Origin of the sequence: Gordonia sp. NPDC062954 (assembly GCF_044543825.1) — a bacterium.
Taxonomy (GTDB): domain Bacteria; phylum Actinomycetota; class Actinomycetes; order Mycobacteriales; family Mycobacteriaceae; genus Gordonia; species Gordonia tangerina.
In genome coordinates this window covers 55,831-79,233 of the sequence record NZ_JBITWL010000019.1, presented here as the reverse complement: position 1 = coordinate 79,233, position 23,403 = coordinate 55,831, and the positions used below count along the sequence as shown (strand labels likewise).

Here is a 23,403-nt window from a genome sequence, read left to right as displayed (position 1 = left end):
ACCTCGGCGGATGAGGTCAGCCGGACCGAAGGAGGCGGACAATCCTCACTCGACTTCACCGTCTGAAGAGGACGCGTCTGTGCTCGTCGTATCGCCGTCAACCACGCCTTGTGCCTCCGTGATGAGCGGACTCAACGACTCTTGCCAGGCGGGCAGATCGCGGGAGATGGTCAGCCATGTGAGTTCCCGATTGATCTCGTCGTATTGGTGAATCAGAAAGTTCCGATTGGCGACTGCCAAGGTCCACTCCACACCGTCAGGTGCGAGGACGCCAAGTCTGGAGAGTCGGTTCGCGGCCTCGCCGAGTTTCATCATCAACGAATCACCCGCTTCCTGCAGCAGTTCGTCGCCCATGTAGTCGCCCTTGCCGCGCTCGCTGATCTCCTGAACGCGCTCCAACCAAGCGCGGATATGCAGTAGTTCCTTGGCCGCCTTCCGATTCATCAGAGCAGAATTGCCTCATCGCGAATATCGTCGTCGAGGCCGGCTTTCAGGCCGCCGTACTCGACGAGATCGATCTCGCGACCGAGGACCTCCTCGAGGAGTCGTTTGAAGCCGACGAAGTCGAACGACGACGCAGAGTCGGGGGCCTCCACGATCAGGTCGATATCCGAGTCGGGATCTGCCTCCTGGCGAGCGACCGAACCGAATGCGGCCACGCGCGTGTACCCGCGTTGCGCAGCAAGCACTTTGAGGACGGGCGCGGCGGCTTCGAGCAGCATCTCAGGGTGCACCCCGTTGAGGTCGGGCGCGAACTTGAGTTGCTGGCTGACTGCCGGCTGAGTGATGTCGAGAGCCTCGGCGATCTCTCGCTGAGACTTCCCGGTCGCCGCCAGCGCCCGCAACGCAAGGATGCGCCGCAGTCGCGCAACTTCCTCGTCACGCCGGGCGCTGCGGTATTCGCCAGCGAGATCCATAAGGCAACCTTATCAGCGGTGGGCGCGGACATTGGGCCACGTCAGCGATGCCGATATCGCGTACCTCAGGCGACCGGCAACAAGTGACGGCATGACGCAAACATACCCTCACTTATCGTCTAACTGAAGGTATGGTCGCCTCATGCCCTCACTTTCTGCCGACAACCGCAGCCAGACGCGGTGTCCAGTGAGGTCGTCGAGTGGTCCCCGACCATTCCTGCTGACTTGCTGACCCGGGCGCAGCGCGAGCGGTACCGCGGTCCGTACCGTGCAGCTCTGGTCCCGCACGTCGCCGACCTGACCCCGCATGTTTCTCCCGAGACGTCCGCCCTGGTCGCCGAGGCCAGTTCGGTGATCACCCGTTTCGATGCCGAACTCGGCAACGAGCTCGCACCCTTTTCCGCCATCCTTCTCCGCTCCGAATCTGCATCGTCGTCGCAGATCGAGAATCTGTCGTCGGGCGCCAAGCAGATCGCGCTCGCCGAGTTGGGCAGCCGAGAGAAACGCAACGCCACCGAGATCGTCGGCAATGTTGCGGCAATGACTGCGGCCATCGAGCTGGCCGACCGACTGGACACCAACGCGATTCTGGCTATGCACCGCGCTTTGATGGAGGACACGAGTCCCCAGATGGCTGGGCGGTGGCGCGAGGATCAGGTACGGATCGGCGGGACCAGCATCGGCCCCCATAGCGCCGACTTTGTCGCGCCCACCCCCGCGCATGTGCCTGGTCTCATGGACGACCTCATTGCATTCTCGCACCGCGCCGATGTTTCGCCGCTGGTCCACGTCGCGGTTGCGCACGGCCAGTTCGAGACCATCCATCCATTTCCCGACGGCAACGGGCGGACCGGCCGCGCGCTCGTGCAGGCAATGCTGCGCGCAAGCCGGCTGACGCAGAACGTCACCGTGCCGGTGTCGGCGGGGCTGCTCGCCGACACGCGCAGCTACTTTGCCGCGTTGGATGCCTATCGGTCTGGCGATCTGTCGGCGATCGTCGAAACGTTCTCGTATGCAGCGCTTTCCGCGGTAGACAACGGCAGCCGACTGGTCTCTGATCTGCGTCGCATTCGCGAGTTGTGGGGCGAACGAGTTCGTGCTCGCCGGGGTTCGGGCACCCAGAAGCTGCTGGATCTCCTACTCCGGCAGCCGGTGGTGGATCGACGGGCCACCGCGGCCGCGTTGGGCATCTCCCCCGACAACGCCGGCAGGGCCATCGACCCCCTAGTCGAGGCGGGAATCCTGCGCGAGTTAACCGGATTCACTCGCAACAGGATGTGGCAGGCAATGGAGGTCACCGACGCGCTCGATGAGTTCGCAGGCAGGGCGGCGAGGCGGAGCCGGCACTGAGGTGAACGTGCCGGAAACCGGAACGTTCACCTCAGTGGGATGCGTCGGCGTGCTTGCCGCCCCGCTTCGGAATGACATGCATGATCGCCACGATGATCGCGCCGATCACCAACCCCACGACCGCTGACACCACGGTCCCCGCCGTCCACGACAGAACACCGCCCAACGAGTGGGACAACTCGTGGAACCAGTGCTCGATGTCGTGCAGACGGTCGGCGGGCCAATGGAACCCGGCTTCGCCGACGTTGACGATCAGGATGTGCCCACCGACCCACAGCATCGCCGCGATACCCACCACGGTCAGGGTGGACATGATCTTCGGCATCGCCTTGACCAGGCCGCGGCCGATGCGTTGACTCGCTGTCGACTTACGCTGTGCCAGTGACAATCCCACGTCGTCCATCTTGACGATCACCGCGACCACGCCGTAGACCAGCGCGGTGATGAGGAAGGCCAGCACGATCAGCACCAACAATCGGGTGAGGAACGGTTCGGATTCGACCGAGGACAGCGAGATCACCATGATTTCCGCCGACAGGATGAGGTCGGTGCGGATGGCTCCGTTGACCATCGACTTCTCGAACTCGGGGCCCTTCTCGGCCGCGGGCACCTCGTCGTCGGCGTCGTGGTGTCCGTGGCCGCCGCCGAGGGCCTCGTACACCTTCTCGGCTCCCTCATAGCTCAGAAACAGTCCGCCGGCGATCAACAAATAGGGCAGCGCTTGCGGCAGGAACTGGCTGAGGATCATCGCCACCGGCAGGATGATCAGCAGTTTGTTGCGGATGGACCCGATGGCGATCTTGCGGACGATCGGCAGTTCGCGGTCGGGGGTGAAACCGTGCACATACCGCGGCGTCACGGCCGTGTCGTCGACGACGACGCCCGCCGCTTTGATGCTGGCCTTGCCGGCCGCCGCACCGATGTCGTCGAGCGACGCCGCGGCCGCCCGGGTAAGGGTCGCGATGTCATCCAACAGAGCAACGAGGCCACCGGCCACCAGAACCTCCCGGGTCAGACGCACGAGTCATCGATCAGTATGCCCCGCTGATCTGACGTGCGGCGGACGCAGGGGTGAGGGCGTCGCGAGGGTCGCGAAACTGTCGTACCCCGTTCGTATCGTCGTCGTCATCGGCAGCCGCCGGTCCACCCATCGAGCAAGGAGGGCCATGACCACCGAGGCCTACGACGACCACGATCACGACGACGAGTTCGATGACGAGTTCGAGGGCTACGACGAGCAGGTCGCCGAGTCGTGGCGGGAGTTCACCCACGACCTGGCCGTGCGTCTGGGTGATCTGCGGTTCGGGTCGTTCGATTTCATCGAACTAGCGCATCCCGTCGGCACCCGCGAGCAACTGCTCATCACGTTTCGGGCCAACCGCGCGAGCCGCGTCCGCGCGACCGTGCCCCGCAGCGCGCTGGTCGGGCCACGCCAGCCCGAGTGGGTGCAGACGCAACGAACGTTCGAGGCGTTGGACTGGCGCTATCTGCCGCGCAAAGAGGAGTACATCCGGGAGTTCGGTCGCAAGCAACTCTTCCGAGCTTCGGTCCAGACCATCACGCTGCTGCGAGGTCAGTGGGGCGTCACCCACCCGTCGTTCCTGTCGCTCACCGACCCGATCAGCACCGTGCACCCGTTCTCGCTGACTGGGTGAGACGCGACGCGGGCGACCCACCCGTCTCCGCCGACTGGGCGCTCGATCACGTGAGGCACTCGATCCGTTGACTGGGCGTCGTTTTCCGTCGAGTGAGCGCGATTTTTCGTTGACTGGGTACCGGCGCCCACAGCGTGAGCACGTCGCACTACCCACTCGACCAGAAACGGTGCTTACTCGACGGAAATGAGCGCCCAGTCGACGGAAAACGGCACCCACTCGACGGTTGGACACTGCCGCGAACTGCGCCCATCGGCGGCCCTTCAACGCGCGTTCTTGACACCAGAAGACCGGAAATTGACAGTAGAGCCCATGGCCGTGATCCGGGGGACGTCGCTGCTCGGCTTCGCCGAACTCGTGACGCAGCTGGGAGCCGACCCCGACCCGTTGCTGCGCCGCGCCGGGATCGCGCCCGACGACGCCGGCCGGTTCGATGCGTTCCTCACCTATGCGTCGTTGATCCGGGTGCTGGAGTCGGCCGCCGAGGCCACCGACCGTGCCGACTTCGGTCGGTTGTTGGCGCAGCGGCACGGCATCGAGATCCTCGGGCCAGTGGGTGTCGCGGCACGTACCGCCGGTTCGGTGGCCGCGGCGTTCACGATCTTCGAGAAGTATCTGGGCGCCTACAGTTCGGGGCTCACCGCGCGTATCCAGCCCCTGCCCGACGACCGTTTCTCCTTCGTCGAGCTGCGACTACTCACCCCGCACCTGCCGGCACATCCGCAGACCACCGAACTCAGCCTCGGCGCCACCCTGCAGGTGCTGCGGTTCCTGCTCGGCGCCGGCTACGCCCCGCTGTCGGTACATCTGCCGCACGAGGCGCTGACCTCCCGTGACGACTATCTGCACTACTTCTCGTGCACCCCGCGCTTCGGGGAGCCGCGTGCCGGGTTCACCATCCTGACCGCCGACCTCGACCACCCTCTCGTCGACGACGAACACACCCACCGCGCAATGCTCGGCTACCTCGACACCGTCATCGACCGCACCGCTCCGGGCGTCACCACGTCGGTCCGGGAGTTGGTGCGGCAACTGTTGCCGACGATGTCGGCGACGCTGCCGGTCGTGGCCGATCAGTTCGGGCTGCACCCCAAGGCGCTGCAGCGACTACTCGCCGGCGAGGGCTCCAATTTCCTCGCCGTCGTCGACGACGTGCGCCGCGAGATGGCGCAGCGCTATCTGCGTGACACCGACGTGACGTTGTCGCACCTGGCGCACGAGTTGGGGTATGCCGAGCAGAGTGTGTTCAGTCGGTCGTGCCAGCGGTGGTTCGGGTCGTCGCCCGCCCGATTGCGCAAGCACTGGCGCACAACCCCCGCGTCATCGGCTGTGAATCACCCCGCCTGACCGCCACGGTGTCCTGTGCTGTCAATTTTCTGTCTTCTGCGGTCAATACATGGGCTGGCAATTCGGACAATGATGCGGGTCACACCTGTGTGTCGAGTGAAAGGGGGTCCACAGGATGCGCTGCCGGACCGCGCCCTTCGCGAAACCCACCGTGAGTGCCACCTCGGAGTGCCACGCTCAAATGTGATGCGTCCACCCGCCGACCCGACCCCGAACACCTGAAGGAGAAGTCTCGATGCTGAGCACCATGCAAGATGCCCCGCTGTCGATCGCGCAGCTGCTGCGCCACGGCAGCACCGTCCACGGCACCGCCGAAGTGGTCACCTGGACCGACGACGGTCCGCGTCGTCGCAGTTACGCCGACGTGGGCAAGCGCTGCGCGCAACTCGCGCACGCCCTGCGCGGGCTGGGCGTTACCGGCGACGAGCGGGTGGGCACGTTCATGTGGAACAACGCCGAGCATCTCGAGGCCTACCTGGCGATCCCGTCGATGGGCGCAGTGCTGCACACGCTGAACATCCGGCTCTTCCCCGAGCAGCTGGTGTTCGTGGCCAACCACGGTGAAGACCACGTCATCATCGTCGACCCCACCCTGCTGCCGCTGCTCAATCCGCAGCTGCCGCAGCTGAAGACGGTCCAGCACGTCATCGTGACCGGCGACTCGACCGCAGGCGTGGAGGCTCCCGAGGGGGTGCAGGTGCACTCGTATGAGCAGTTGATCGCCGACCAGCCGACCGAGTTCGACTGGCCGGAGGTGGACGAGCGTTCGGCCGCCGCGATGTGCTACACGTCGGGCACCACCGGCGACCCGAAAGGCGTTGCCTACTCGCATCGTTCGATCTACATGCACTCGATGCAGGTGTGCATGACCGACGGCCCCGCACTCAAGCAGGGTGATCGGGCGCTGGCGGTGGTGCCACAGTTCCACGCCATGTCGTGGGGACTCCCCTACGCGGCGTTCATGATCGGCGCGTCGCTGATCATGCCCGACCGCTTCCTGCAGCCTGAGCCGCTGGCCGCGTTGATCGCCGCCGAGAAGCCCAACTTCTCCGCCGCAGTGCCCACCATCTGGCAGGGTCTGCACCAATACCTCGAAGCACATCCGCAGGACATCTCGTTCATGAAGGACGTGCTGATCGGCGGGTCGGCGGTGCCGCCGTCGCTGATGCACACCTTCGAAGAGGACCACGGGGTGCAGGTGCTGCACGCGTGGGGCATGACCGAGACGTCGCCGCTCGGCTCGGTGGCTCGCCCGCCCGCCGACACCGAGGGTGAGGAGCGTTGGCGCTACCGCTACACGCAGGGCCGGTTCCCGGCGTCGGTGCAGGCGCGCCTGGTCGACGACCTCGGCGAGGTGGTTGCGCACGACGGCAAGAGCGTCGGTGAACTGGAGGTCCGCGGCCCATGGATCACCGGCTCCTACTACGGGGTCGACGCCCCGGAGAAGTTCCAGGACGGCTGGCTGCGCACCGGCGATGTCGGCACCATCACCCCTGACGGCTACCTCACCCTGACCGACCGCACCAAGGACATCATCAAGTCCGGCGGCGAATGGATCTCCTCGGTCGACCTGGAGAACGCGGTGATGGGCCATCCCGACGTCATCGAGGCCGCCGTCATCGGCATCCCCGACGCCAAGTGGGACGAGCGGCCGCTGGTCGCGGTGGTGCTGCGGGAGGGCTCTGACGCCACCGCCGACAGCCTGCGGGAGTTCCTGTCCGACAAGGTCGCCAAGTGGCAGCTGCCGGAGAACTGGACTGTGATCCAGGAGGTGCCGAAGACCAGCGTCGGCAAGTTCGACAAGAAGCGCCTGCGCTCGCAGTACCAGGACGGCGACCTCGACGTCACGCGGATCTGACGCTCGGTTCTCCGCCGGCCGCGGGCCGGAACGTTCGTCCCCCGGGTGTTGTTTCATCCGCCGACTGCGGTCGGCGGGTGAGGCGATACCCGGGGGACGAATTGTGTTGGGGCGGAGCGTCGTCGTCGGCGGCGGCGATGTCCGCGGGCAGCCCGTCAAGCACGGGACCGTGGCGTATATGCTACGGTTGACGTGTTGGTGCATCAGCACTATAGGGAGCGGGGACGCCATGAACGAGGCTTTCAACACACTGCTCGAACTCGAGGGCCGTGACCCCGAGTTCGTGCGCGCCTACGCTGCGGAGTCCGCGCGGATTGAGGCAATCGACTCGATCATCAACGCACTCGACGAAGCGCGGGCTGAAGCAAATCTGAGTAAAGCGGCCCTGGCCCGCGCGATCGGCTCCGAGGCAAGCACCGTACGACGTCTCCTCTCAGCCGAATCGGTGAATCCGACACTCAGCACCATCGCCGAGGTGGCTGCGGCACTGGGCATGAAGGTGACGCTCACGCCGATGACAAGGGAGGAGCGCACCCGTATCACCGAGCCGATGCGGGCCTGCGCCTAGCACCACTAGATTCCGTCCAGCGCTTCGCGGATGTCCTCCGCGGTGACCAGTGACCGTGGGTTGCGTCGTCGGTACTCCTCGCCGAATTTCCGCACACCTGCGTACCGGACATCTGACATGGTCGTCTGGTAGCGCTTCGCGGCACCATCTATCACCACGAGCAATGGCGCTGCCTTTTCTGCAGCGTCGTAGTCCAGTAAGCAGAACAACCGGTAGTGCCACTTTCCGTTCGGGGTCTTCGAGGTGATCCGCACTTCGAAGTATCCGGTCATGTCGCCGTGCATCGCTTCCCACTGTCCGCCGCCGGCGAACCGCTTCGGTGGAGCCTTGGCCACCGCTGCAAGGGTGGCGAGCAGCCTCGCCCTCACCTTCACAGGAAACTCCAAAAGTGAATCAAGGCCGGGGGCCGCCCGCGCGGCGTCGTCGCTGTGGTGCCGTTTGAAGAACACCACTTCGTGCGGAGTGTCGGACGGGAGGGGATCGACCCGGGACTTACTGCTCACGAGTCCAGCTCATCACCACCGACCGACAGAACGCGGACGGCAGCGCAAGCGGCACCGTCCACGACGGTTCGTCCCCCGGGTGTTGTTTCGTCCGCTGGCCGCAGTCGGCGGGTGAGGCGATACCCGGGGGACGAATTGTGTTGGGGCTCAGTTGTCGAGCAGATCGGCGAGCGCGTCGTCGAGGTGCGGGAAGCGGAACTCGAAGCCGAGGTCGTCGAGCACCTGGGACCGGGCGCGTCGTCCGGTGAGGCCCAGGGCCGGGTCGGTGCGCAGCGCGATGGCGCCCAGCCGCAGCAGCGGGGCGGGGGTCGGCGGAGCCGGCGGACGGTGCAACGCCTGGCGCAGCGATGCCATCAGCTCGGCGTTGCGCACCGGGTGCGGGCTGGCGCCGACGACGACGCCGTCGGGGATGGTGATCGCGGGGTCAAGCCCCAGTGCGGCACGGGCGATCGCCAGCCAGTCGTCGATGTGGATCCAGCTGAACCACTGACGGCCCGATCCGACGCGACCACCGAGCCCGACGCGGGTGAGGTCGGCGAGGCGTTTCATCGCCGGGGCCTGATTGTCGAGGACGATGGAGGTGCGCAGCACTACGAGGTGCTCGGTGTGCGCGCCGGAAACCGCCTCCTCCCACGGCAGGGCGACGCCGGTCATCTGCGGCAGGCCCTCGGGGACGGGTGTGGTCTCGGTGCACCACTGCTCGCCGGCGTCGCTCCAGATGGCGGTGGTGCTGGCCTGCAGCCAGTGCGCGATCGGGCTGTCGCGCAGCTTCGAGGCAGCCACCAGGGCTCGGGTGGCGTCGACGCGGCTGTCGCGCAGCAGCGCGATGTTGCGTTCCGTCGGACGACAATCCACCAGCTTGCCGGCCAGATTCGCCACCGCGACCGGACGGCCCGACACGAGGATGTCGGCCCAGTCGCCGACGGTACGGCCGTCCCATTCCAGCTGCTCGAAGGGCGACGCGGAGTTTATGCTGCGGGTGAGGATGACCGGTCGATGCCCCCGCGACACGCTAGGTCGGCGGCCAGATGTTGTCCGAGTGCGCCGCTGCCGCCGGCCAGGACGACGGACAGTGCGTCGTCGACTGGTGCGAGGCCGGCCAGGCGAGCCAGGCGGGCGAAGTCCACTCGGTCGGTCACGTGTGGGACGGCAGACCGCAGCGTTCGGCTCGCCGGGCCTGTCACGGTGACCTTATCGGTGACAACACACCCGCCGTCGGCCGGTGTGAGGTGGAAGTCGATGATCGTCGCCCCCACCGGCTCCTTCTGCGTCAGCTGCATATGACGGCCCGGGTTATAGGCGGTGATGGTGAACGGTGGCGCGAAGCGTCGATGCAGTGGTCCGGCGACGCGATGCGTCTGCACGTAGGAACCTTCGGCGCCGACGGCGATCGCGTCGTCGACGGTCACCGATCGATACCCGCTGTGCCATTCGGGCAGCCGGGACGGATCGCCGAGCACCTGCCACAGCGCACCGGCGTCGAGGGCGATGAACTGGGCGTACGTCGTTGTACTGGCCATGTCTCACGGTAGGCCGGTCTTGGATTCGCAGCGCTGTCGCGATTGTCACGTTGACAGCAACGCGGGGAAGCGCCCGCCAGTTTCGAGAAGTGCTCCGCCGACCGCGCTAGCGTCGGCCGAACAAATGACGCCCTGATCACCGTTCAAGTCCGCCTTGTTCGAATTGGTATGCTCCCTCCGACAACGGGCGGAACTGACTTTTCGGGGGTATCAGTGCTGGTTGATCCAGACGTCCTACGTGCTCTGGCAACGCAGACCGTTGACGCTGCCGACAGTATTGACGGTGCCGACCTGCCGGGCGTGGCCGCGCGTGCAGCCGACGGGCTGGACAGATCGACCAGCCAATGGGCCGCCCGCCTGGTAGCTACGCATCTAGATCAGCAGTGCCAGAGGATGCAAGACGGTCTCACGACGATGGGGCAGGCCGTTCGCGGCGCGGGTGAAAACTACCGTGTCACCGATGAGGATCTCGCAGCGGACCTCACCCGCCTCTGGAGGTAGAGACAATGCTGCCGTCACGACCTCGGCTCGAGAGTTGGGACCCCGCGTCACTCGGACCAGGTGGCGCAGCCGTCACGACCGCCGGTCAATACGTTCACGATGCCGTGAGCACGTTGGACGCCGCCTGCCACACCCTCCCCGAGCTAAACGCTTGGTCTGGGGACGCGCACGACGCCGCAGCCGCGATGTTCGGCCGAGCGAACGCTGCCGCCGCTCATCTATCCGACAATGCAGCCGCCGTGGGCACGGCGACCAGCGCCGGCGCCGGTCCGCTCGGTGACGCACGGGCTTCGCTCCTCGCCAAGGCCAACGACATTGACGCCGGGGATCTCTGGGTGACGGATGACTGGGTCGTCCTGATCAAGGCAGCCCCGCTGTCAGCGGACGAAGCGGAAACCCTCGCGGACCGAGCAGTCGCCGAGCAGGTCGTAGTGAATCGCTTCTTGCTCGCCGTCGGTGACGCAGACGAGGAAACAGCCAACAGCATTGTGGCCGCGGCGAGCGCCCATGGGTTCGAGATTCCGAGATCGATCATCCCGCTGCCGGGGACCAGCAGGCCCGCCGATGAAGTCCCCAACCCTCAGAACCCCATGGGCCTGTACCAGCAGGCGCTGGTGCGCTCCGAGGACATGGGAGTGACGGTGCGTGAAACCACCAAGCACGAGGACGCGGTGGGGAACCGGGTCACCACCATGCACATGCAGGACGGGAGTCGGCAGGAACACATCCTCATGAATCCCTATCGCGGGCCGGTGGCAGCGTCCGTGTTCAACGACGTCCGGGTATTGCACTACGACAGGAACGGGAACGAGATTTCCAAGAGCAGGTCGTGGGAGAACTTCGAAGGCACGAAGTTCATGACGACCACATGGGCGGACGGGACCACGGTGCACGCCGAAGAGTGGGAGGACGGCTACAAGGTTGCCCGCGTCAGCACCGCCGACGGACGGACCGGGGAGATCCCCGCCGACAGTCCGTTCTTCACGCATCCAGGCCTGACGACAGTGGGTGGCGCGATGAGTGGACTCGACGAGTATGCGACGCGCGGGGGAGGTATTCCGACGCTCAGCGCCGACGACGTCAAAAAGGTTGGGGTTGGCGCAAAATTTGCTGGGCCGGCACTGGGTATTGCGACGGCCATCTACGATGTCGCCACCGCAGACGCCGGACAGAGATGCGAAGCCGCAATATCAGGAACGTTCGGCGTGGTCGGCGGCGCAGTGGCCGGCACAGCCGGGGGTGCGCTCGGGGCTGCAGCAGGCATGGGCGCGGCATCGGCACCAGCTGCCGTAGGCGGCGCCGCGGTAGGCGGCACGCTCGGCAGTTGGGCGGGCGGTTGGGTCGGCCAAGAAGTTGCCGGGGTGGTCTGCCGATGACCGCCCTCACCGCTCCCAGCCGCTGGCGAGGTCCTTCGAAATGGATGGTCGCCGGCATGGTGTTTTTCGTTGCGGCCGTGCCCTTCTGCCTCAACTGGGCTGTGCGAGCTCTGCTCAACGGCAATGCGCTGACGTCCCTGGTCGCTGTGGGCCTGGGCGTTTCGTTTTGCGGCTATGCAGCGGCCGGATACCGCCTCTATCGGAGGCGGGTAATCCCTCGGGCGACATCAACTTCCGACGGCACGATCGTCGAGCCCGACTACGTCTCGCGACGAATCATGAGCACGACTTTCTGCGGGCTCATCCTCAGCGGAGTTCTATTCGCTGTTCTTGCCCCCCAAGACAAGGTTGACCTCGATCTCAGCGACGGCCAGCGACTCTTCTTCTCGATCGGGGCATTGCTTGTTGCCATTCTGTGCGTCCCCGCTTTGATCGGTTCCGCATTCCGTGATGGGCCTCGCATCGCGCTTGGCAGACAAGGCGTCGACTTCTACAACGGAAGGCGGTGGACGACGTTTCAGTGGGACGAAATCCAGGCCATCCTCGACTACATCCCGGAGGGGAAGTCCAACACAGGCCATCCGATCACCGTCATCGCGACCGACGACCGGCAGTTCACGCTGGACACACCCGACTCCTACACGCCGGGAGGCACTGCGCTCTTCTGGATGCTGCGGTACTACTGGCTCACCTCTGACGCGCGCGACGAGTTGGCTGACGGTCGAGCAGTCACGCGATATCTGGAGAGCCGGTTCGAGATGATCTAAGAGCCGAGGCAAGAGGGCAGCTGATGGCTTGTTGTGCCGGAACGGGGTTCTGGACATACGACCCGCGGGCTTTGACAGCCGCGCTGCCGTCGAGGTGACCGAGCGATAGCCGTGCCGATCCAGCAACATGCCGGGTGCCGAGCATTTGCCATACAGCGCGTCGGCGTCGAGATGTTGGGAGCCGTGAACCTCGGCGTTGCGAACTCGCACCTGATTAACTCAGACCATGGCCCGCGTTCCCCGCCTTGTGTTTCTTCGTGTCCTCGTCATCCTCGGACTGGCTCTCGGATCGGTGGTGTTCGCCGCGGCACCGTCGGCGATCGCCGCACCCGGCCCGGGCTCACCGTTGCCGTCGGCCGACCCCTTCTACCGCTACACCGGCCCACTGGAGAACCTCGAACCCGGAACGGTACTGCGGTCGCGGCCGATGACGTTCCGCACCCCGACACTCGACACCCCGATCACCGGAACCCAGGTGCTCTACCGGACCACCGATCAGGCCGGTGACGGCGCCGTCACCGTCGCAACCGTGTTGCGCCCCTTGACGCCCGGGCCCACAAAGCTGGTGTCCTACCACATGGCCTATGACGCGCTCGGCTCGAAATGCGACCCGTCGTACACCCTCAGCGGCGGCTACGCGAACTCGCTGAACACCGCCGAACAGGGCGTGATCACAGGCTATCTCGCCGCCGGCTACACCGTGGTGGCGCCCGACTACGAGGGCGAGGACCTCGAATGGACCATCGGCCGGCAGTCGGGGTACGCCGCACTCGACGGCGTCCGCGCCGCGCAGAGTTTCCTGCGGGTCCCCGACTCCACGCCGGTGGGCCTGGTCGGTTACTCCGGTGGTTCGGTGCCGACCCAGTGGGGCGCCGAGGTCGCGCCGCGCTACGCACCGGAGCTCAACATCGTCGGCACCGCGGCCGGCGGCCTGCCCGTCGACCTGTCCCACAATCTGCCCTACATCGACGGCAGTGATCAGTGGGCCGGGGTGATCCCCGCTCTCGTGGTCGCCTACCAACGCACCTACGACCTCGACGTCGACTCCTTCCTCTCCACCCGCGGCAAGCAGACCTCCCAGCAGGTCAGCGATGAGTGCATCGTCGAATTCGCCGGCAACTATCCCGGACTCACCAGCGCCGACATGGTGAAACCGCCCTACTCCGGGCTGCTCGACGTGCCCGAGGTGGTCCGCGCAGTCAACGACAACATCATGGGCACTGCCGGTACCCCGCGCTCGCCGCTGTTCCTGGCCGTCGGAAACAGCGACGCCATCGGCGACACCATCATGGTCACCGGCGACGTGGTGGGCCTGGCACACGAATACTGCACCCGCGGAGTCGATGTCACCTACGCCCAGTACGACGGGCACACCCACGGGCAAGCGTTCCCGGTGTTCGAGGCGCAGGCCCTGCCGTATCTGACCGAACGGTTCAACGGGGTGCCGACCCGCAGTAACTGCGCGACGATCCCGCAGGGGAACAGTCTGGCGCCGATGGCGGTGCCGTAAGGATGCACCACCATCGGCGGAGGACTTCGCGCGCCGGTCGTTCTTGCGCGCGTGAAGCTTCGCGCGCGAGCGCACGCTAGACGCGCGAGAGACGTTCCGTCAGGCCGGCGCCCCCGCGACGGCCCGCGAGTGGTCGATCTCGATCGGGGTCTCCTCGACCGCTTCGGCGACTGCGGCCGGCTCGGCGCCCGGCCCGAAGTGCGCGAACTGTTCGATGTGCTGATCCAGCGACAGCGGGCTCGGGGTGCCGTAGGTGAAGTAGGTTTCCCACGGCAGCTTGGCGCCGCCGATGGCGAGGCCGGTGTCGATGTCGGACATCTGCCATGTCTTGGTCTGCGCGTCGGGGTCGAGGTGCAGGTAGCCGGCCTCGCCGAACAGTTCGATCCGGTTGCCGCCGGGCTCGAAGACGTAAAGGAACTGGCCCTGGGTGATGCCGTGTACGTCGGGGCCGGCTTCGATCTGGACGTCGTAGTCGCGGAACATCTCTGCAGCATCCATGTTGTGCTGACCGGTCCCGTAGTAGAAGGCGACGTGATGCAGTTTGCCTCGCCCGCCGGTCATGTCACGCATACAGGCGACCTCGTGGCCCAGGATGTTGGAGCTCATCCAGGCGCCGATCTCCTCGTCGCCATCGACGACGCGTTCGGTGGTGCGGAAACCGAGGTGGCGTTCGAACTCGTTCTTGACCGAGGTCACATTCGACGCCATCAGATTCAGGTGGTCGATGCGCTTGACCGGGATACCCGACAGCGGCTTCTTCGACGGGCGCGACAGGATCTTGCTCCGCAGTTCCTCAGGCGCCACATACTTCTCGGCCTCCCACACCAGTGACAGGTTGTGGCCGTCGGCGGAGTGATACTCGAAGGTCTTCCCGAAGCCGAACTGATCCTCCGACCACCTGCCGTCGACGTTGCCGTCCTTGAGGGACTTCACCCGACGTTCCAGTGCCTCGGGGGAGCTGGTGCGTAGCGCGGCGTGTCCCATGCCGGCCTGATCGGATTCGGTGATCTTCAGGCTCCACTGGTAGGGGTCCTCGTAGCCGCGCAGGTACACCGACTGCCCCTCGCGCTGCGTGACATACATGCCGAGGAACCGGGTGAAGAAGTCCTCGGTCTCCTGTGGCTTCGGGCTGAACAGTTCGACCCGCGCGAGGTGGGCGATCTCGAATCGGTCTGTGTTCTCGCTCATCGGTACTCCTGTGGTGAATCGTCCGGCACCGGGGGTTCCCTGGGGCCGCTCCATCGGTGGATGACCCGAGCATGCCGCGCTCCTGTGACCCGGGTCACGGCCATTCGGGATGGCCGAACACCGTCGGCACATCCGATGCCGGAATTCGGGCAGTCCGGTCGACGCCCCTCCGGCACAGCGCATCTTCGTACGGTCGAGCCAACGCGACAGCGAGTGAAGGAGAACCAAGATGAGTCGGTTGACGGCCGCGATCGTCGGGTCGGGAAACATCGGCACCGATCTGATGTACAAACTGCTGCGGTCCGAGCACGTGGACCCGGTGGCGATGGTGGGTATCGACCCTGACAGCGAAGGGCTTGCGCGGGCACGGGCTGCCGGACTGGACAGCTCAGCCGATGGGATCGAGTGGCTGCTCGCACAGTCCGAGCTGCCAGATCTCGTGTTCGAGGCGACGTCGGCGAAGATCCATTCCGCCGCGGCGCCGCGGTATGCCGAAGCCGGGATCGTCGCAATCGATCTGACACCGGCCTCGGTGGGTCCGTATGTGGTTCCCGCGGTGAATCTTTCCGAGCACCTGCAGGCGCCGAATGTGAATATGGTGAGCTGCGCCGGCCAGGCGACCATCCCGATCCTGTACGCGATCAACGAGGTCGCCGACGCGTCCTATGGGGAGATCGTGGCGGCGATCGCGTCCAAGAGCGCCGGCCCCGGCACTCGGCAGAATCTGAGTGAGTTCAGCGAGAAGACCGGCCGCGCACTGGCGCAGGTGGCCGGCGCCGACCGCGCCAAGGCGATCTCGGTGATCAATCCCGCCGAACCGCCGATGAACATGCGTGACACCGTCTACGCCCGCGTCCGCAACCCCGATGCCGCCGCCATCGAGCGCGCGGTGATCGACATGGTCGGAGAGGTGCAACGGTACGTACCCGGCTACTCGCTCAAGCTCGTCGACGTCGAGGGCGATCTGGTGACGGTCATGCTCGAGGTCGTCGGCGCCGGCGACTTCCTGCCCACCTACGCCGGCAACCTCGACATCATCACCGCTGCGGCCACCCGGGTGGCCGATGTGATGGCCCAACAGAATCTCGTGACAGGAGCAGCACAGTGACCACCAACGCCGATTCGACCCAGGCGGTGACCCTGGTCGACACCACGCTGCGTGACGGCATGTCCAGCGTGTCACACCAGTTCACCACCGACAACGTCGCCGCCATCGCCGCCGGACTCGACCGGGCCGGTGTGCCGACCATCGAGGTGGCGCACGGCATCGGACTGGGCGCGTCGTCCATCCAGTATGGCCAGGCCGCAGCCACCGACCCCGAGTACATCCGCGCCGCGGTCGGCGCCGTCGAACACGCCGACATCGCCGCCCTGTACGTGCCCGGCATCGCCACCCTCACCGAACTTCAGGGCGCCATCGACGCCGGCATCCGCACCGTGCGGGTTGCGGTGCACTGCACCGAAGCCGACTGCGCCCAGCAGCCAGTCGAGTGGGCGAAGAGCAAGGGCCTCACCGTCATGTGCTTTCTGATGATGAGTCACAAACTCGAGCCCGAGCCGCTGGCCGAGCAGGCCGCCAAGCTGGATTCCTATGGCGCCGACGTCGTCTACGTGGTCGACTCCGCCGGCGCGATGGTGCCGCAGCAGGCCGGTGCACGGGTCGCCGCCTTGCGAAGCGCGATCAACGCACACATCGGCTTCCACGCCCACAACAACCTCGGCGTCGGGATCGCGAATGCCTTGACCGCTGCGGAGAACGGCGCCACCTACATCGACGGGTCGCTGCGCGGTCTCGGCGCGAGCGCGGGCAACGCGCAGACCGAGGTGCTGGCCGCCGCGTTCGAACGAGCTGGATGGCGCACGAACGTCGACCTGTTCGGTCTCATCGACACCGCCGAGCACGTCGTCGCGCCGTTGATGACAGAACCGCAGATCGTCGACGAAACCGCGCTGGTCCTCGGCTATGCCGGGGTGTACTCCACGTTCTTCCACCCCACCAAACGCGCGGCCAAGAAGTTCGGCCTTCCCACCCGCGACATCCTGCTCGAACTCGGACGGCGCGGCGTCATCGGCGGCCAGGAGGACATGATCATCGACGTCGCCTCCGAACTGGCCGGACGCACCTACGAGACCCCGGAGGTGGCAGCGGTATGACCACATCACCGACGAGCCCGATCAACGTCAAGCACCTGATCGGTGGCGACTGGAGACCGGCCTCGGATGGCGCGACCTTCGAGACCCACGACCCGCACGACGGCACCCTACTCGGCACGATCGCCCGCGGCACCGCCGACGATGGCGCCGAGGCGATCACCGTCGCCCGCCGCACCTTCGACGAGGGCGGATGGTCGCAGATGGCACCCAAGGAGCGGGCCAAGATCCTGCATCAGGTGGCCGATGCGGTCGACGCGCACCGCGAGGAACTTGCGATGCTCGAAACCCGCGACGGCGGCAAGACGATCACCCAGTCGCTGCATGCCGAGATCCCTCGTGTGGCGCACAACCTGCGTTTCTTCGCCGACTACGTGTCGATGGCGGCCAATGAGGCCTACCCCGACGGTGATCTGCTGTCCTATGTGCTGTACCCGCCTGCCGGAGTGGTGTCGGCGATCAGTCCGTGGAATGCGCCACTGCTGCTGGCCACCTGGAAGATCGCGCCCGCGTTGGCGTTCGGCAACACCGTGGTCCTCAAACCGGCCCCGCAGACACCGCTGACCGCCAATCGGTTCGCCGAGATCGCCCTCGAGGCGGGACTACCGCCCGGGGTGCTGAATGTGGTGCACGGCTTCGGTGGCGAGGCCGTCGCCGGACCGCTCACGTCGGACCCGCGGGTCGATCGCATCACTTTCACCGGGTCGAGCGCGACCGGCGTGAAGATCCTGCAGGCCGCCGCCGCCAACCACACCCCGGTGTCGGCGGAGATGGGCGGCAAGTCCGCCAACATCGTCTTCGACGACGCCGATCTCGATGTCGCGGTGCCGATGTCACTGCGGGCCATCTTCGGCGGCAACGGACAGGTGTGCCTGTCGGGTACCCGGCTACTGGTGCAGAACTCGATCCGCGAGGAGTTCCTGGAGCGGTTCACCGAGGAGGCCCGCAAGCTGGTGGTCGGCGACCCGAAGGAGGCGTCGTCGTTCATGGGCCCACTCATCGAGCAACGCCACCTGGAGAAGGTGCACGGCTACGTCGAACTCGCCCAGGAGGAAGGCGGCAAGGTGATCACCGGCGGCGAACGGCTCACCGGTGACGCGTATGCGAACGGCTTCTACTATCCGCCGACCATCATCACCGGGCTCGACAACACCTCCCGCACAGCGCGCGAAGAGATCTTCGGTCCGGTGGAGACGGTGATCGGTTTCGACACCGAGGAGGAGGCACTGCGCATCACCAACGACTCCCCCTACGGACTCGCCGGAATCCTGTTCACCGAGAACCTCAATCGCGCCCACCGGCTGGCGGCTCGGTGGAAGGCCGGCACCGTCTGGATCAACACCTTCTTCGAGCGCGACCTTCGCCTGCCGTTCGGCGGTGAAGGCATCAGCGGGCTGGGCCGCGAAGGTGGGCAGTACTCGCGGGAGTTCTTCACCGAACCGCGTGCCGTCACCATCCGGCTGCGGAAGTGATGGGCATGAAGATGCCGTCAACGGAGACGTGCGTGGTCGTCGGCGCGACCGGCGCGTTGGGCTCGGTGATCACCGAACGCCTCGCACGCACTGGTTATCGAGTTGTGGCGGTCGCGCGCAGCGCCGACGAACTGGAGAAGCTGGCGACGTCGAGCGACCGGATCGTGCCGTGCGTGGCCGACATCGGCTCCGACGACGCCGTCGACACCATCCGCTCGAGTCTCGACGGGCCGGTTCGGTTGGCGCTGTTCGCCGCAGGCCTGCCGGTCCGCGGGTCGGCCGATTCGATCGAACCGTCGGCGCTGGCGTTGGCCGCGAACATCAAGGTGGCCGGCACCGTGCGTTTGCTGCATGCGGTGCGTGATCACGTGCGGGATGGGTCGAGTTTCGTGGCAATCGCCGGGTCGCTGGGGGCAGAACCGGGGCCGCTCGACGCCGGACCCGGTACCGCAAACGCCGCGCTGTTCAACTTGATGCGTCAGATCAGCAAGCTATACGGTCCGAAAGGCGTTGTCACCCATACCATCGCACCCGGACCTATCGATACACCACGGCTACGATCACTGGTGGAGACGCAAGCCGCCGAATCCAGGCGCAGCGTCGACGACGTGTGGGCCGACTACCGCGCCAAGACCTCGCTGGGTCGGCTGCCCACCCTTGACGAGATCGCTTGGCTGGTGGAAACGCTGCTCGCACCGGAAGCCGCCGTCCTGCACAGTGCCACCCTCGCAGCCGACGGCGGCGTACGCCACTCACTCCTCTGACCCCAAGGACCTGACATGCCTGTCGCCCACTTTCATTTGCCCCGCAACACCTTCAGCGCCGACGAGGAGCGTCGCCTTGCCCTAGCAGCCAGCGAAACCTATGCGCGTGTGCTGGATTCGCCGATCGACCGTGTCCGCGTCTTCGTCGTGCACTATGAGCCGACAGCTGTCGCGGTCGGCGGGCGACTCGTCGACGAGGGCGCTGCGGTGTCGCCCTACTTCACCGCCATCGTGTTGGCCGGGCGGACGGTGGAGCAACGTCAGGAGCTGGCGAGCGCGCTCACCGATGTGGTGGTCGACGTACTCGGGGTCGAGCGGAAGCAGGTGCGCGGACAGATCGTCGAAGTCGCGCCCGAGAACTGGTCGATCGGCGGGACCCCGGCAAGCGCGTTGCGGGCGGCGGAGATCGCAGCGCGTAGGTAGTCGCACCAACTGGTGGTCGAGTAGCAGCGAAACGAAGTGAGTCGCGTATCGAGACCTCGGTGAGTGGGCGCTGGTCTCGATACGCCATCTCGCCTAGCGGCTCGACGGCTACTCGACCAGCAGTGGGCCCGGCCTTGCATCGAACGCCTCGAACTGCTCGGGGCAGCTCCCTGCTGGTCGAGTAGTCGACGAGCGCAGCGAGGAGACGTATCGAGACCAGTACCACCTGTGGATGAGTATCCGGCACCGATGGCTCCAGGCTGCATAGTCGACGTATGGGGGCGTTCGTCTACATCCTTGAATGTGCCGATGGCAGCTTCTACGTCGGGAGCACGCGGAATCTCGAACTACGACTAGCGCAACATAACTCGGGTCGAGGATCGGTGTACACGTCTGCTCGGTTGCCTGTGCGGTTGGCGTACTACCACGAGTGCGAATCGATCGATGTTGCGTTCGCGCTGGAGAAGCGCATTCAGAACTGGTCACGGGCGAAGCGGCTCGCGTTGATCGAAGGCAGGCTCGACGACCTTCCGATGCTGTCGAAGAAGGGGCGTCGGGGATGAGGTCGATCGCTGGCCGTAGCACTGGTCTCGATACGTTCTCGGCTAGCGCCTCGAACTACTCGACCAGCAGTTTGGAACTCCTCGACCAGCAGTTTGCAGGACCTACCAACCCCTGCTGATCGAGTAGCGGCGAACGGAGTGAGTCGCGTATCGAGATCCACTGTGGGCGGCACTGGTCTCGATACGCTCTCGGCTAGCGCCACGAACTACTCGACCAGCAGTCGGGGGCGCCTCGAACTACTCGACCAGCAGTTGGAGCGTCTCTCCTGCTGATCGAGTAGCGGCGAACGGAGTGAGTCGCGTATCGAGATCGATCGGCGGTCAGGGGCCGGTGGTGGTTTCGTCGACGAAGTACATCGTGGCACCGCCGGAGGCGAAGTTGGGGACGTCACCGGCAGCGGCCTGCCCGGCGTCGGAGCCGAGCGCCTGGGCGCACGCGTCCTTCGATGTGAAGGTGAGTGTCGCAATCGCGTAGGCGGCCGGCAGGTTGCCGTCGAGTGATTCGCACCGGCCCATCGAGAACCGCTCGACACCGGGGATGGCTTTAACCAGGCGCACATGCTTGGTCTCGTAGTGCTCGTCGAAGGCCACCGGGTCGGTGGGCTGGTTGTAGATGACAGTGAGCTGATACATCGGTGTGCCTCTCGGGTGGGTGTCAGGGTGTCGCGACGGATGCGGCGGGGGTGAACTCCTCGCGGAAGATCAGCCGCGGCGCCATACGGCGACGTTTGAGCGACTTCACCGCGGCGTCGATCATGGCGGGCGGACCGCACAGGTAGGCGCTCATGCCTTTACAGCTGCGGAAGTCGCCGACCACGACGTCGGTGACCAGGCCGGTCGCGCCGTCCCATGACTCGTCGCTGAGCGCCGGGCGGTAATGGAAGTGCTCGTGCTGCGCGGCGAGGTCGGTGAAGAACTCGACGTCGTACAGGTCCGCACGGCCGCGACCACCGTGGTAGAGGTACATCTCCGGCACCAGTTCGCGGTCAAGAGCGTGTCGCACAATGGATTTGAGCGGCGCGAGGCCGGTTCCACCGCCGATGAGGATGGCCGGTTCGGCTTGCTGGTGGACCAGGTTGAACTGGCCCAGCGGACCGCGGAGGTCGATGCGGTCGCCCACCGCGAGCGAGTCGAAGATCCAACCGTCGGTGGCCAGCCCACCCGGTGTTCGTTTCACGTGGAACTCGAGTCGCCGCTGCTCACCGGGCGGATTGGCCATCGAGTACTGTCTGCCGACGCCGTGCCCGGGCACGATCAGCTCGCAGTACTGGCCGGCGTTGAACGCCATGTCCTCGTCGAGGTCGACGACGAGACGGCGGGTGTTCGCCGCGACATCTGACAGCTCGACGACCTCGCCGAGGTAGTCGCGCAGCGGATGGTGCGGCACTCCGTCGTCGACGGCACCGGTCGGCTCGACGACAAGATCGGACTGCGGGGTCGCCATGCAGGCCAGGGCGAGGTCGTCGGCGCGTTCGGCGCCGGTCAGCGTGTACTCGGGCGACTCGCGATGATCGACCGATCCGCACAGCACCTTGAGCTTGCAGGTACCGCAGGTACCCTGCGTGCACGAATGCGGAATCCACGCGCCGGCGCGCAGGGCGGCGTCGAGAATGGGTTGCCCGTCGGCGACGTCGAACGCGTCGGCCGATCCCTTGATCTCCACTCGGTGCGTGCTCATGGTCGCCTCTCGGTGCGGCGGGCCGGCGGGCATGGTGATGGTCATCGCTCACACCTCCCAGGTGACGTGCAGTTCCTTGGGGCCGCGGAAGCCCCAGCCCCAGAAGCTGACCTCGTGGTCGGGATCGAGTTCGATGTTCGGGATCGTCTCGAACAGTTCCTCTAGCGCGATGCGCACCACGGCGCTGGCGAAGTAAGTGCCGGCGCAGGCGTGTACGCCGCCGCCGAAGGTCATGTTGGGGATCACTGTGCGGTCCAGGTCGTAGCGGGTGGGCGCGTCGTAGGCGTGCTCGTCGTTGTTGGCCGACCCGTAGGACAGCATCACCAGCGACCCGGCGGGCAGCGTCACGCCGCCGACGGTGACCTCATCGGTGGCGACCTTCACGGCCGCCGACCAGATCGGTGCGACCCACCGCATACCCTCCCCCACCGCGCGCGGGATCAGCGTCGGATCGTCGATGACACGTTCGAGCTGTTCGGGCCGACTGAACAGTCCGGCGAGGGTGGTGCCCATGGCGTGGCCCGGTTCCTGCATCGCGCCGAGCAGGAACACGTACAGGTTCGGGTAGATCACCGACCGGTCGCGGGTCTGACCGTCGGGCATCCCATCATGCAGCCAGTGCGAAATCGCGGTGTGATCCGGATTCTCGATCCAGTGATCGATCTTCGGATCGAGGTGCGCGATGATCTCGGCCTTCGCCTCGTCACCGGGGATGAAGCCGTCCGGGTTGGCGAACTCGCCGTCGGCGGTCATGTCGGCGTTGGTGAACGAGACGCTGAGCTTGTGGAACCATTCGCGCAGTTTGTCGGTGCTGACGTCGTTGAGCCCGAGTAGATCGCCCAGGGACCGGACACTGACCGGTTCGAAGTACTCCGCGACGATGTCGGCGGTGCCGTTGTCTTCGATGGCCGCCAGCCGTTCCCGGGCGAACGGGCGCACCAGGTCGTCGATGTAACCGTCCACCGCGGCGGGCTGCAGGTGTGGCTCCACCATGCCGCGCAGGTTCTGATGCTCCGGACCGTTGGTGTTGAGGATGGCGCCCTCCCCGAAGGTGCGCCCGCCGGCCGGTGAGATCACTGCGGGCCAGTTCTCCGAGTCCTTGGCGATCTCCATGCACAGTTCGCGGGTGGACACGATGTGCAGACCCAACTGCGGGACGTATGCGATGGGCGCCTCGGCCCGCAGCCGCTCGTACACCTGGTGTGGATCGTTCTCCAGCTGTTCGATGGTGATGTCTTCGATCCATGCGGGAGTCAGAGATTGCGCAGTGGTCATGGGTTTCTCCGTTCGGA

At 65.9% G+C, this 23,403-nt stretch carries 24 protein-coding genes; 14 read left to right on the top strand and 10 right to left on the bottom strand.

From position 1 onward, the window contains the following. Nucleotides 1-45: 45 nt before the first annotated feature. Nucleotides 46-444, bottom strand: coding sequence for a DUF86 domain-containing protein (locus ACIGKQ_RS17670; RefSeq protein ID WP_396574594.1), 399 nt, complete (start codon nucleotides 442-444; stop codon nucleotides 46-48). Beyond that, a complete protein-coding gene (locus ACIGKQ_RS17665; RefSeq protein WP_328714005.1) occupies nucleotides 444-917 on the bottom strand; it encodes a nucleotidyltransferase domain-containing protein in 474 nt (157 codons plus the stop codon). Before ACIGKQ_RS17665 ends, ACIGKQ_RS17670 begins: the two co-directional genes overlap by 1 nt. A gap of 180 nt (nucleotides 918-1,097) precedes the next feature. Between ACIGKQ_RS17665 and ACIGKQ_RS17660 the strand changes: the two genes are divergently transcribed. Further along, a complete protein-coding gene (locus tag ACIGKQ_RS17660; protein WP_396574593.1) occupies nucleotides 1,098-2,267 on the top strand; it encodes a Fic family protein in 1,170 nt (389 codons plus the stop codon). A 31-nt stretch (nucleotides 2,268-2,298) separates the two neighbouring features. On the opposite strand, the gene ACIGKQ_RS17655 is transcribed toward ACIGKQ_RS17660, so the two are convergent. After that, nucleotides 2,299-3,264, bottom strand: a complete 966-nt coding sequence (locus ACIGKQ_RS17655) for a DUF808 domain-containing protein (RefSeq protein ID WP_396574619.1) — start codon at nucleotides 3,262-3,264, stop codon at nucleotides 2,299-2,301. 169 nt (nucleotides 3,265-3,433) lie between these two features. On the opposite strand from ACIGKQ_RS17655, the gene ACIGKQ_RS17650 reads away from it, so the two are divergent. The 4 genes from ACIGKQ_RS17650 (at nucleotide 3,434) to ACIGKQ_RS17635 (ending at nucleotide 7,695) form a co-directional block, all read left to right on the top strand. Next, nucleotides 3,434-3,922, top strand: coding sequence for a TY-Chap domain-containing protein (locus ACIGKQ_RS17650; protein ID WP_396574592.1), 489 nt, complete (start codon nucleotides 3,434-3,436; stop codon nucleotides 3,920-3,922). A 312-nt stretch (nucleotides 3,923-4,234) separates the two neighbouring features. Beyond that, nucleotides 4,235-5,269: an AraC family transcriptional regulator gene (locus ACIGKQ_RS17645; RefSeq protein ID WP_396574591.1), complete on the top strand. Its 1,035-nt coding sequence runs from the start codon at nucleotides 4,235-4,237 to the stop codon at nucleotides 5,267-5,269. A 235-nt stretch (nucleotides 5,270-5,504) separates the two neighbouring features. Further along, nucleotides 5,505-7,127, top strand: a complete 1,623-nt coding sequence (locus tag ACIGKQ_RS17640; protein WP_396574590.1) for a long-chain fatty acid--CoA ligase — start codon at nucleotides 5,505-5,507, stop codon at nucleotides 7,125-7,127. Nucleotides 7,128-7,356: 229 nt separating this feature from the next. Beyond that, nucleotides 7,357-7,695, top strand: a complete 339-nt coding sequence (locus tag ACIGKQ_RS17635; RefSeq protein WP_235721564.1) for a helix-turn-helix domain-containing protein — start codon at nucleotides 7,357-7,359, stop codon at nucleotides 7,693-7,695. 5 nt (nucleotides 7,696-7,700) lie between these two features. Here the strand turns inward: ACIGKQ_RS17635 and ACIGKQ_RS17630 are convergent, their stop codons facing one another. The 3 genes from ACIGKQ_RS17630 to ACIGKQ_RS17620 form a co-directional block, all read right to left on the bottom strand. Then, a complete protein-coding gene (locus ACIGKQ_RS17630) occupies nucleotides 7,701-8,198 on the bottom strand; it encodes a hypothetical protein (RefSeq protein WP_396574589.1) in 498 nt (165 codons plus the stop codon). Between the two features lie 147 nt (nucleotides 8,199-8,345). After that, nucleotides 8,346-9,209: a DUF1731 domain-containing protein gene (locus ACIGKQ_RS17625; protein ID WP_396574588.1), complete on the bottom strand. Its 864-nt coding sequence runs from the start codon at nucleotides 9,207-9,209 to the stop codon at nucleotides 8,346-8,348. Further along, the gene (locus tag ACIGKQ_RS17620; RefSeq protein ID WP_396574587.1) at nucleotides 9,167-9,718 is read right to left on the bottom strand and encodes an SRPBCC family protein; all 552 of its coding nucleotides are present in this window, start codon (nucleotides 9,716-9,718) and stop codon (nucleotides 9,167-9,169) included. The genes ACIGKQ_RS17625 and ACIGKQ_RS17620 overlap by 43 nt, the downstream gene beginning before the upstream one ends. 605 nt (nucleotides 9,719-10,323) lie before the next feature. Here ACIGKQ_RS17620 and ACIGKQ_RS17615 point away from each other — a divergent pair. The 3 genes from ACIGKQ_RS17615 (at nucleotide 10,324) to ACIGKQ_RS17605 (ending at nucleotide 13,872) form a co-directional block, all read left to right on the top strand. Beyond that, entirely contained in the window at nucleotides 10,324-11,595 is a 1,272-nt protein-coding gene (locus ACIGKQ_RS17615; protein ID WP_396574586.1) for a hypothetical protein, read from the top strand. Continuing rightward, a complete protein-coding gene (locus ACIGKQ_RS17610) occupies nucleotides 11,592-12,362 on the top strand; it encodes a hypothetical protein (RefSeq protein ID WP_396574585.1) in 771 nt (256 codons plus the stop codon). Before ACIGKQ_RS17615 ends, ACIGKQ_RS17610 begins: the two co-directional genes overlap by 4 nt. Nucleotides 12,363-12,588: 226 nt before the next feature. Further along, nucleotides 12,589-13,872: a lipase family protein gene (locus tag ACIGKQ_RS17605; protein ID WP_396574584.1), complete on the top strand. Its 1,284-nt coding sequence runs from the start codon at nucleotides 12,589-12,591 to the stop codon at nucleotides 13,870-13,872. A gap of 99 nt (nucleotides 13,873-13,971) precedes the next feature. Here ACIGKQ_RS17605 and ACIGKQ_RS17600 read toward each other — a convergent pair whose 3' ends face one another. Further along, entirely contained in the window at nucleotides 13,972-15,060 is a 1,089-nt protein-coding gene (locus ACIGKQ_RS17600) for a VOC family protein (protein WP_266063234.1), read from the bottom strand. 229 nt (nucleotides 15,061-15,289) lie between these two features. On the opposite strand from ACIGKQ_RS17600, the gene ACIGKQ_RS17595 reads away from it, so the two are divergent. The 6 genes from ACIGKQ_RS17595 (at nucleotide 15,290) to ACIGKQ_RS17570 (ending at nucleotide 20,433) form a co-directional block, all read left to right on the top strand. After that, nucleotides 15,290-16,168: an acetaldehyde dehydrogenase (acetylating) gene (locus ACIGKQ_RS17595; protein WP_235721556.1), complete on the top strand. Its 879-nt coding sequence runs from the start codon at nucleotides 15,290-15,292 to the stop codon at nucleotides 16,166-16,168. Continuing rightward, complete coding sequence (gene dmpG / locus ACIGKQ_RS17590) at nucleotides 16,165-17,214, top strand: 4-hydroxy-2-oxovalerate aldolase (protein ID WP_396574583.1); 1,050 nt, start codon at nucleotides 16,165-16,167, stop codon at nucleotides 17,212-17,214. Before ACIGKQ_RS17595 ends, dmpG begins: the two co-directional genes overlap by 4 nt. Next, entirely contained in the window at nucleotides 17,211-18,683 is a 1,473-nt protein-coding gene (locus tag ACIGKQ_RS17585) for an aldehyde dehydrogenase (protein ID WP_396574582.1), read from the top strand. Before dmpG ends, ACIGKQ_RS17585 begins: the two co-directional genes overlap by 4 nt. Before the next feature lie 11 nt (nucleotides 18,684-18,694). Beyond that, nucleotides 18,695-19,447: an SDR family NAD(P)-dependent oxidoreductase gene (locus ACIGKQ_RS17580; protein ID WP_396574618.1), complete on the top strand. Its 753-nt coding sequence runs from the start codon at nucleotides 18,695-18,697 to the stop codon at nucleotides 19,445-19,447. Nucleotides 19,448-19,462: 15 nt separating this feature from the next. Then, a complete protein-coding gene (locus ACIGKQ_RS17575; protein WP_266063237.1) occupies nucleotides 19,463-19,870 on the top strand; it encodes a tautomerase family protein in 408 nt (135 codons plus the stop codon). Between the two features lie 275 nt (nucleotides 19,871-20,145). Then, nucleotides 20,146-20,433: a GIY-YIG nuclease family protein gene (locus ACIGKQ_RS17570; protein ID WP_396574581.1), complete on the top strand. Its 288-nt coding sequence runs from the start codon at nucleotides 20,146-20,148 to the stop codon at nucleotides 20,431-20,433. Between the two features lie 321 nt (nucleotides 20,434-20,754). Here the strand turns inward: ACIGKQ_RS17570 and ACIGKQ_RS17565 are convergent, their stop codons facing one another. The 3 genes from ACIGKQ_RS17565 to ACIGKQ_RS17555 are packed head-to-tail and all read right to left on the bottom strand — an operon-like array spanning nucleotide 20,755 to nucleotide 23,386. Continuing rightward, nucleotides 20,755-21,066, bottom strand: coding sequence for an EthD family reductase (locus ACIGKQ_RS17565; protein WP_266063239.1), 312 nt, complete (start codon nucleotides 21,064-21,066; stop codon nucleotides 20,755-20,757). A 22-nt stretch (nucleotides 21,067-21,088) separates the two neighbouring features. After that, nucleotides 21,089-22,156 carry an NADH:ubiquinone reductase (Na(+)-transporting) subunit F gene (locus ACIGKQ_RS17560; RefSeq protein WP_372512455.1) on the bottom strand — a complete coding sequence of 356 codons (1,068 nt, stop codon included), beginning with the start codon at nucleotides 22,154-22,156 and terminating at the stop codon, nucleotides 21,089-21,091. 3 nt (nucleotides 22,157-22,159) lie between these two features. Then, entirely contained in the window at nucleotides 22,160-23,386 is a 1,227-nt protein-coding gene (locus ACIGKQ_RS17555; RefSeq protein ID WP_266063240.1) for a cytochrome P450, read from the bottom strand. Between the last annotated feature and the right edge of the window lie 17 nt (nucleotides 23,387-23,403).

Coding starts and splice junctions, on each gene's coding strand:
- ACIGKQ_RS17635 (WP_235721564.1), top strand. CDS start 7,357: ATGAACGAGGCTTTCAACACACTGCTCGAACTCGAGGGCCGTGACCCC.
- ACIGKQ_RS17555 (WP_266063240.1), bottom strand. CDS start 23,386: ATGACCACTGCGCAATCTCTGACTCCCGCATGGATCGAAGACATCACC.
- ACIGKQ_RS17610 (WP_396574585.1), top strand. CDS start 11,592: ATGACCGCCCTCACCGCTCCCAGCCGCTGGCGAGGTCCTTCGAAATGG.
- ACIGKQ_RS17670 (WP_396574594.1), bottom strand. CDS start 444: ATGAATCGGAAGGCGGCCAAGGAACTACTGCATATCCGCGCTTGGTTG.
- ACIGKQ_RS17605 (WP_396574584.1), top strand. CDS start 12,589: ATGGCCCGCGTTCCCCGCCTTGTGTTTCTTCGTGTCCTCGTCATCCTC.
- ACIGKQ_RS17560 (WP_372512455.1), bottom strand. CDS start 22,156: ATGACCATCACCATGCCCGCCGGCCCGCCGCACCGAGAGGCGACCATG.
- ACIGKQ_RS17580 (WP_396574618.1), top strand. CDS start 18,695: ATGCCGTCAACGGAGACGTGCGTGGTCGTCGGCGCGACCGGCGCGTTG.
- ACIGKQ_RS17640 (WP_396574590.1), top strand. CDS start 5,505: ATGCTGAGCACCATGCAAGATGCCCCGCTGTCGATCGCGCAGCTGCTG.
- ACIGKQ_RS17600 (WP_266063234.1), bottom strand. CDS start 15,060: ATGAGCGAGAACACAGACCGATTCGAGATCGCCCACCTCGCGCGGGTC.
- ACIGKQ_RS17645 (WP_396574591.1), top strand. CDS start 4,235: ATGGCCGTGATCCGGGGGACGTCGCTGCTCGGCTTCGCCGAACTCGTG.
- ACIGKQ_RS17665 (WP_328714005.1), bottom strand. CDS start 917: ATGGATCTCGCTGGCGAATACCGCAGCGCCCGGCGTGACGAGGAAGTT.
- ACIGKQ_RS17650 (WP_396574592.1), top strand. CDS start 3,434: ATGACCACCGAGGCCTACGACGACCACGATCACGACGACGAGTTCGAT.
- ACIGKQ_RS17575 (WP_266063237.1), top strand. CDS start 19,463: ATGCCTGTCGCCCACTTTCATTTGCCCCGCAACACCTTCAGCGCCGAC.
- ACIGKQ_RS17620 (WP_396574587.1), bottom strand. CDS start 9,718: ATGGCCAGTACAACGACGTACGCCCAGTTCATCGCCCTCGACGCCGGT.
- ACIGKQ_RS17565 (WP_266063239.1), bottom strand. CDS start 21,066: ATGTATCAGCTCACTGTCATCTACAACCAGCCCACCGACCCGGTGGCC.
- ACIGKQ_RS17570 (WP_396574581.1), top strand. CDS start 20,146: ATGGGGGCGTTCGTCTACATCCTTGAATGTGCCGATGGCAGCTTCTAC.
- ACIGKQ_RS17585 (WP_396574582.1), top strand. CDS start 17,211: ATGACCACATCACCGACGAGCCCGATCAACGTCAAGCACCTGATCGGT.
- ACIGKQ_RS17595 (WP_235721556.1), top strand. CDS start 15,290: ATGAGTCGGTTGACGGCCGCGATCGTCGGGTCGGGAAACATCGGCACC.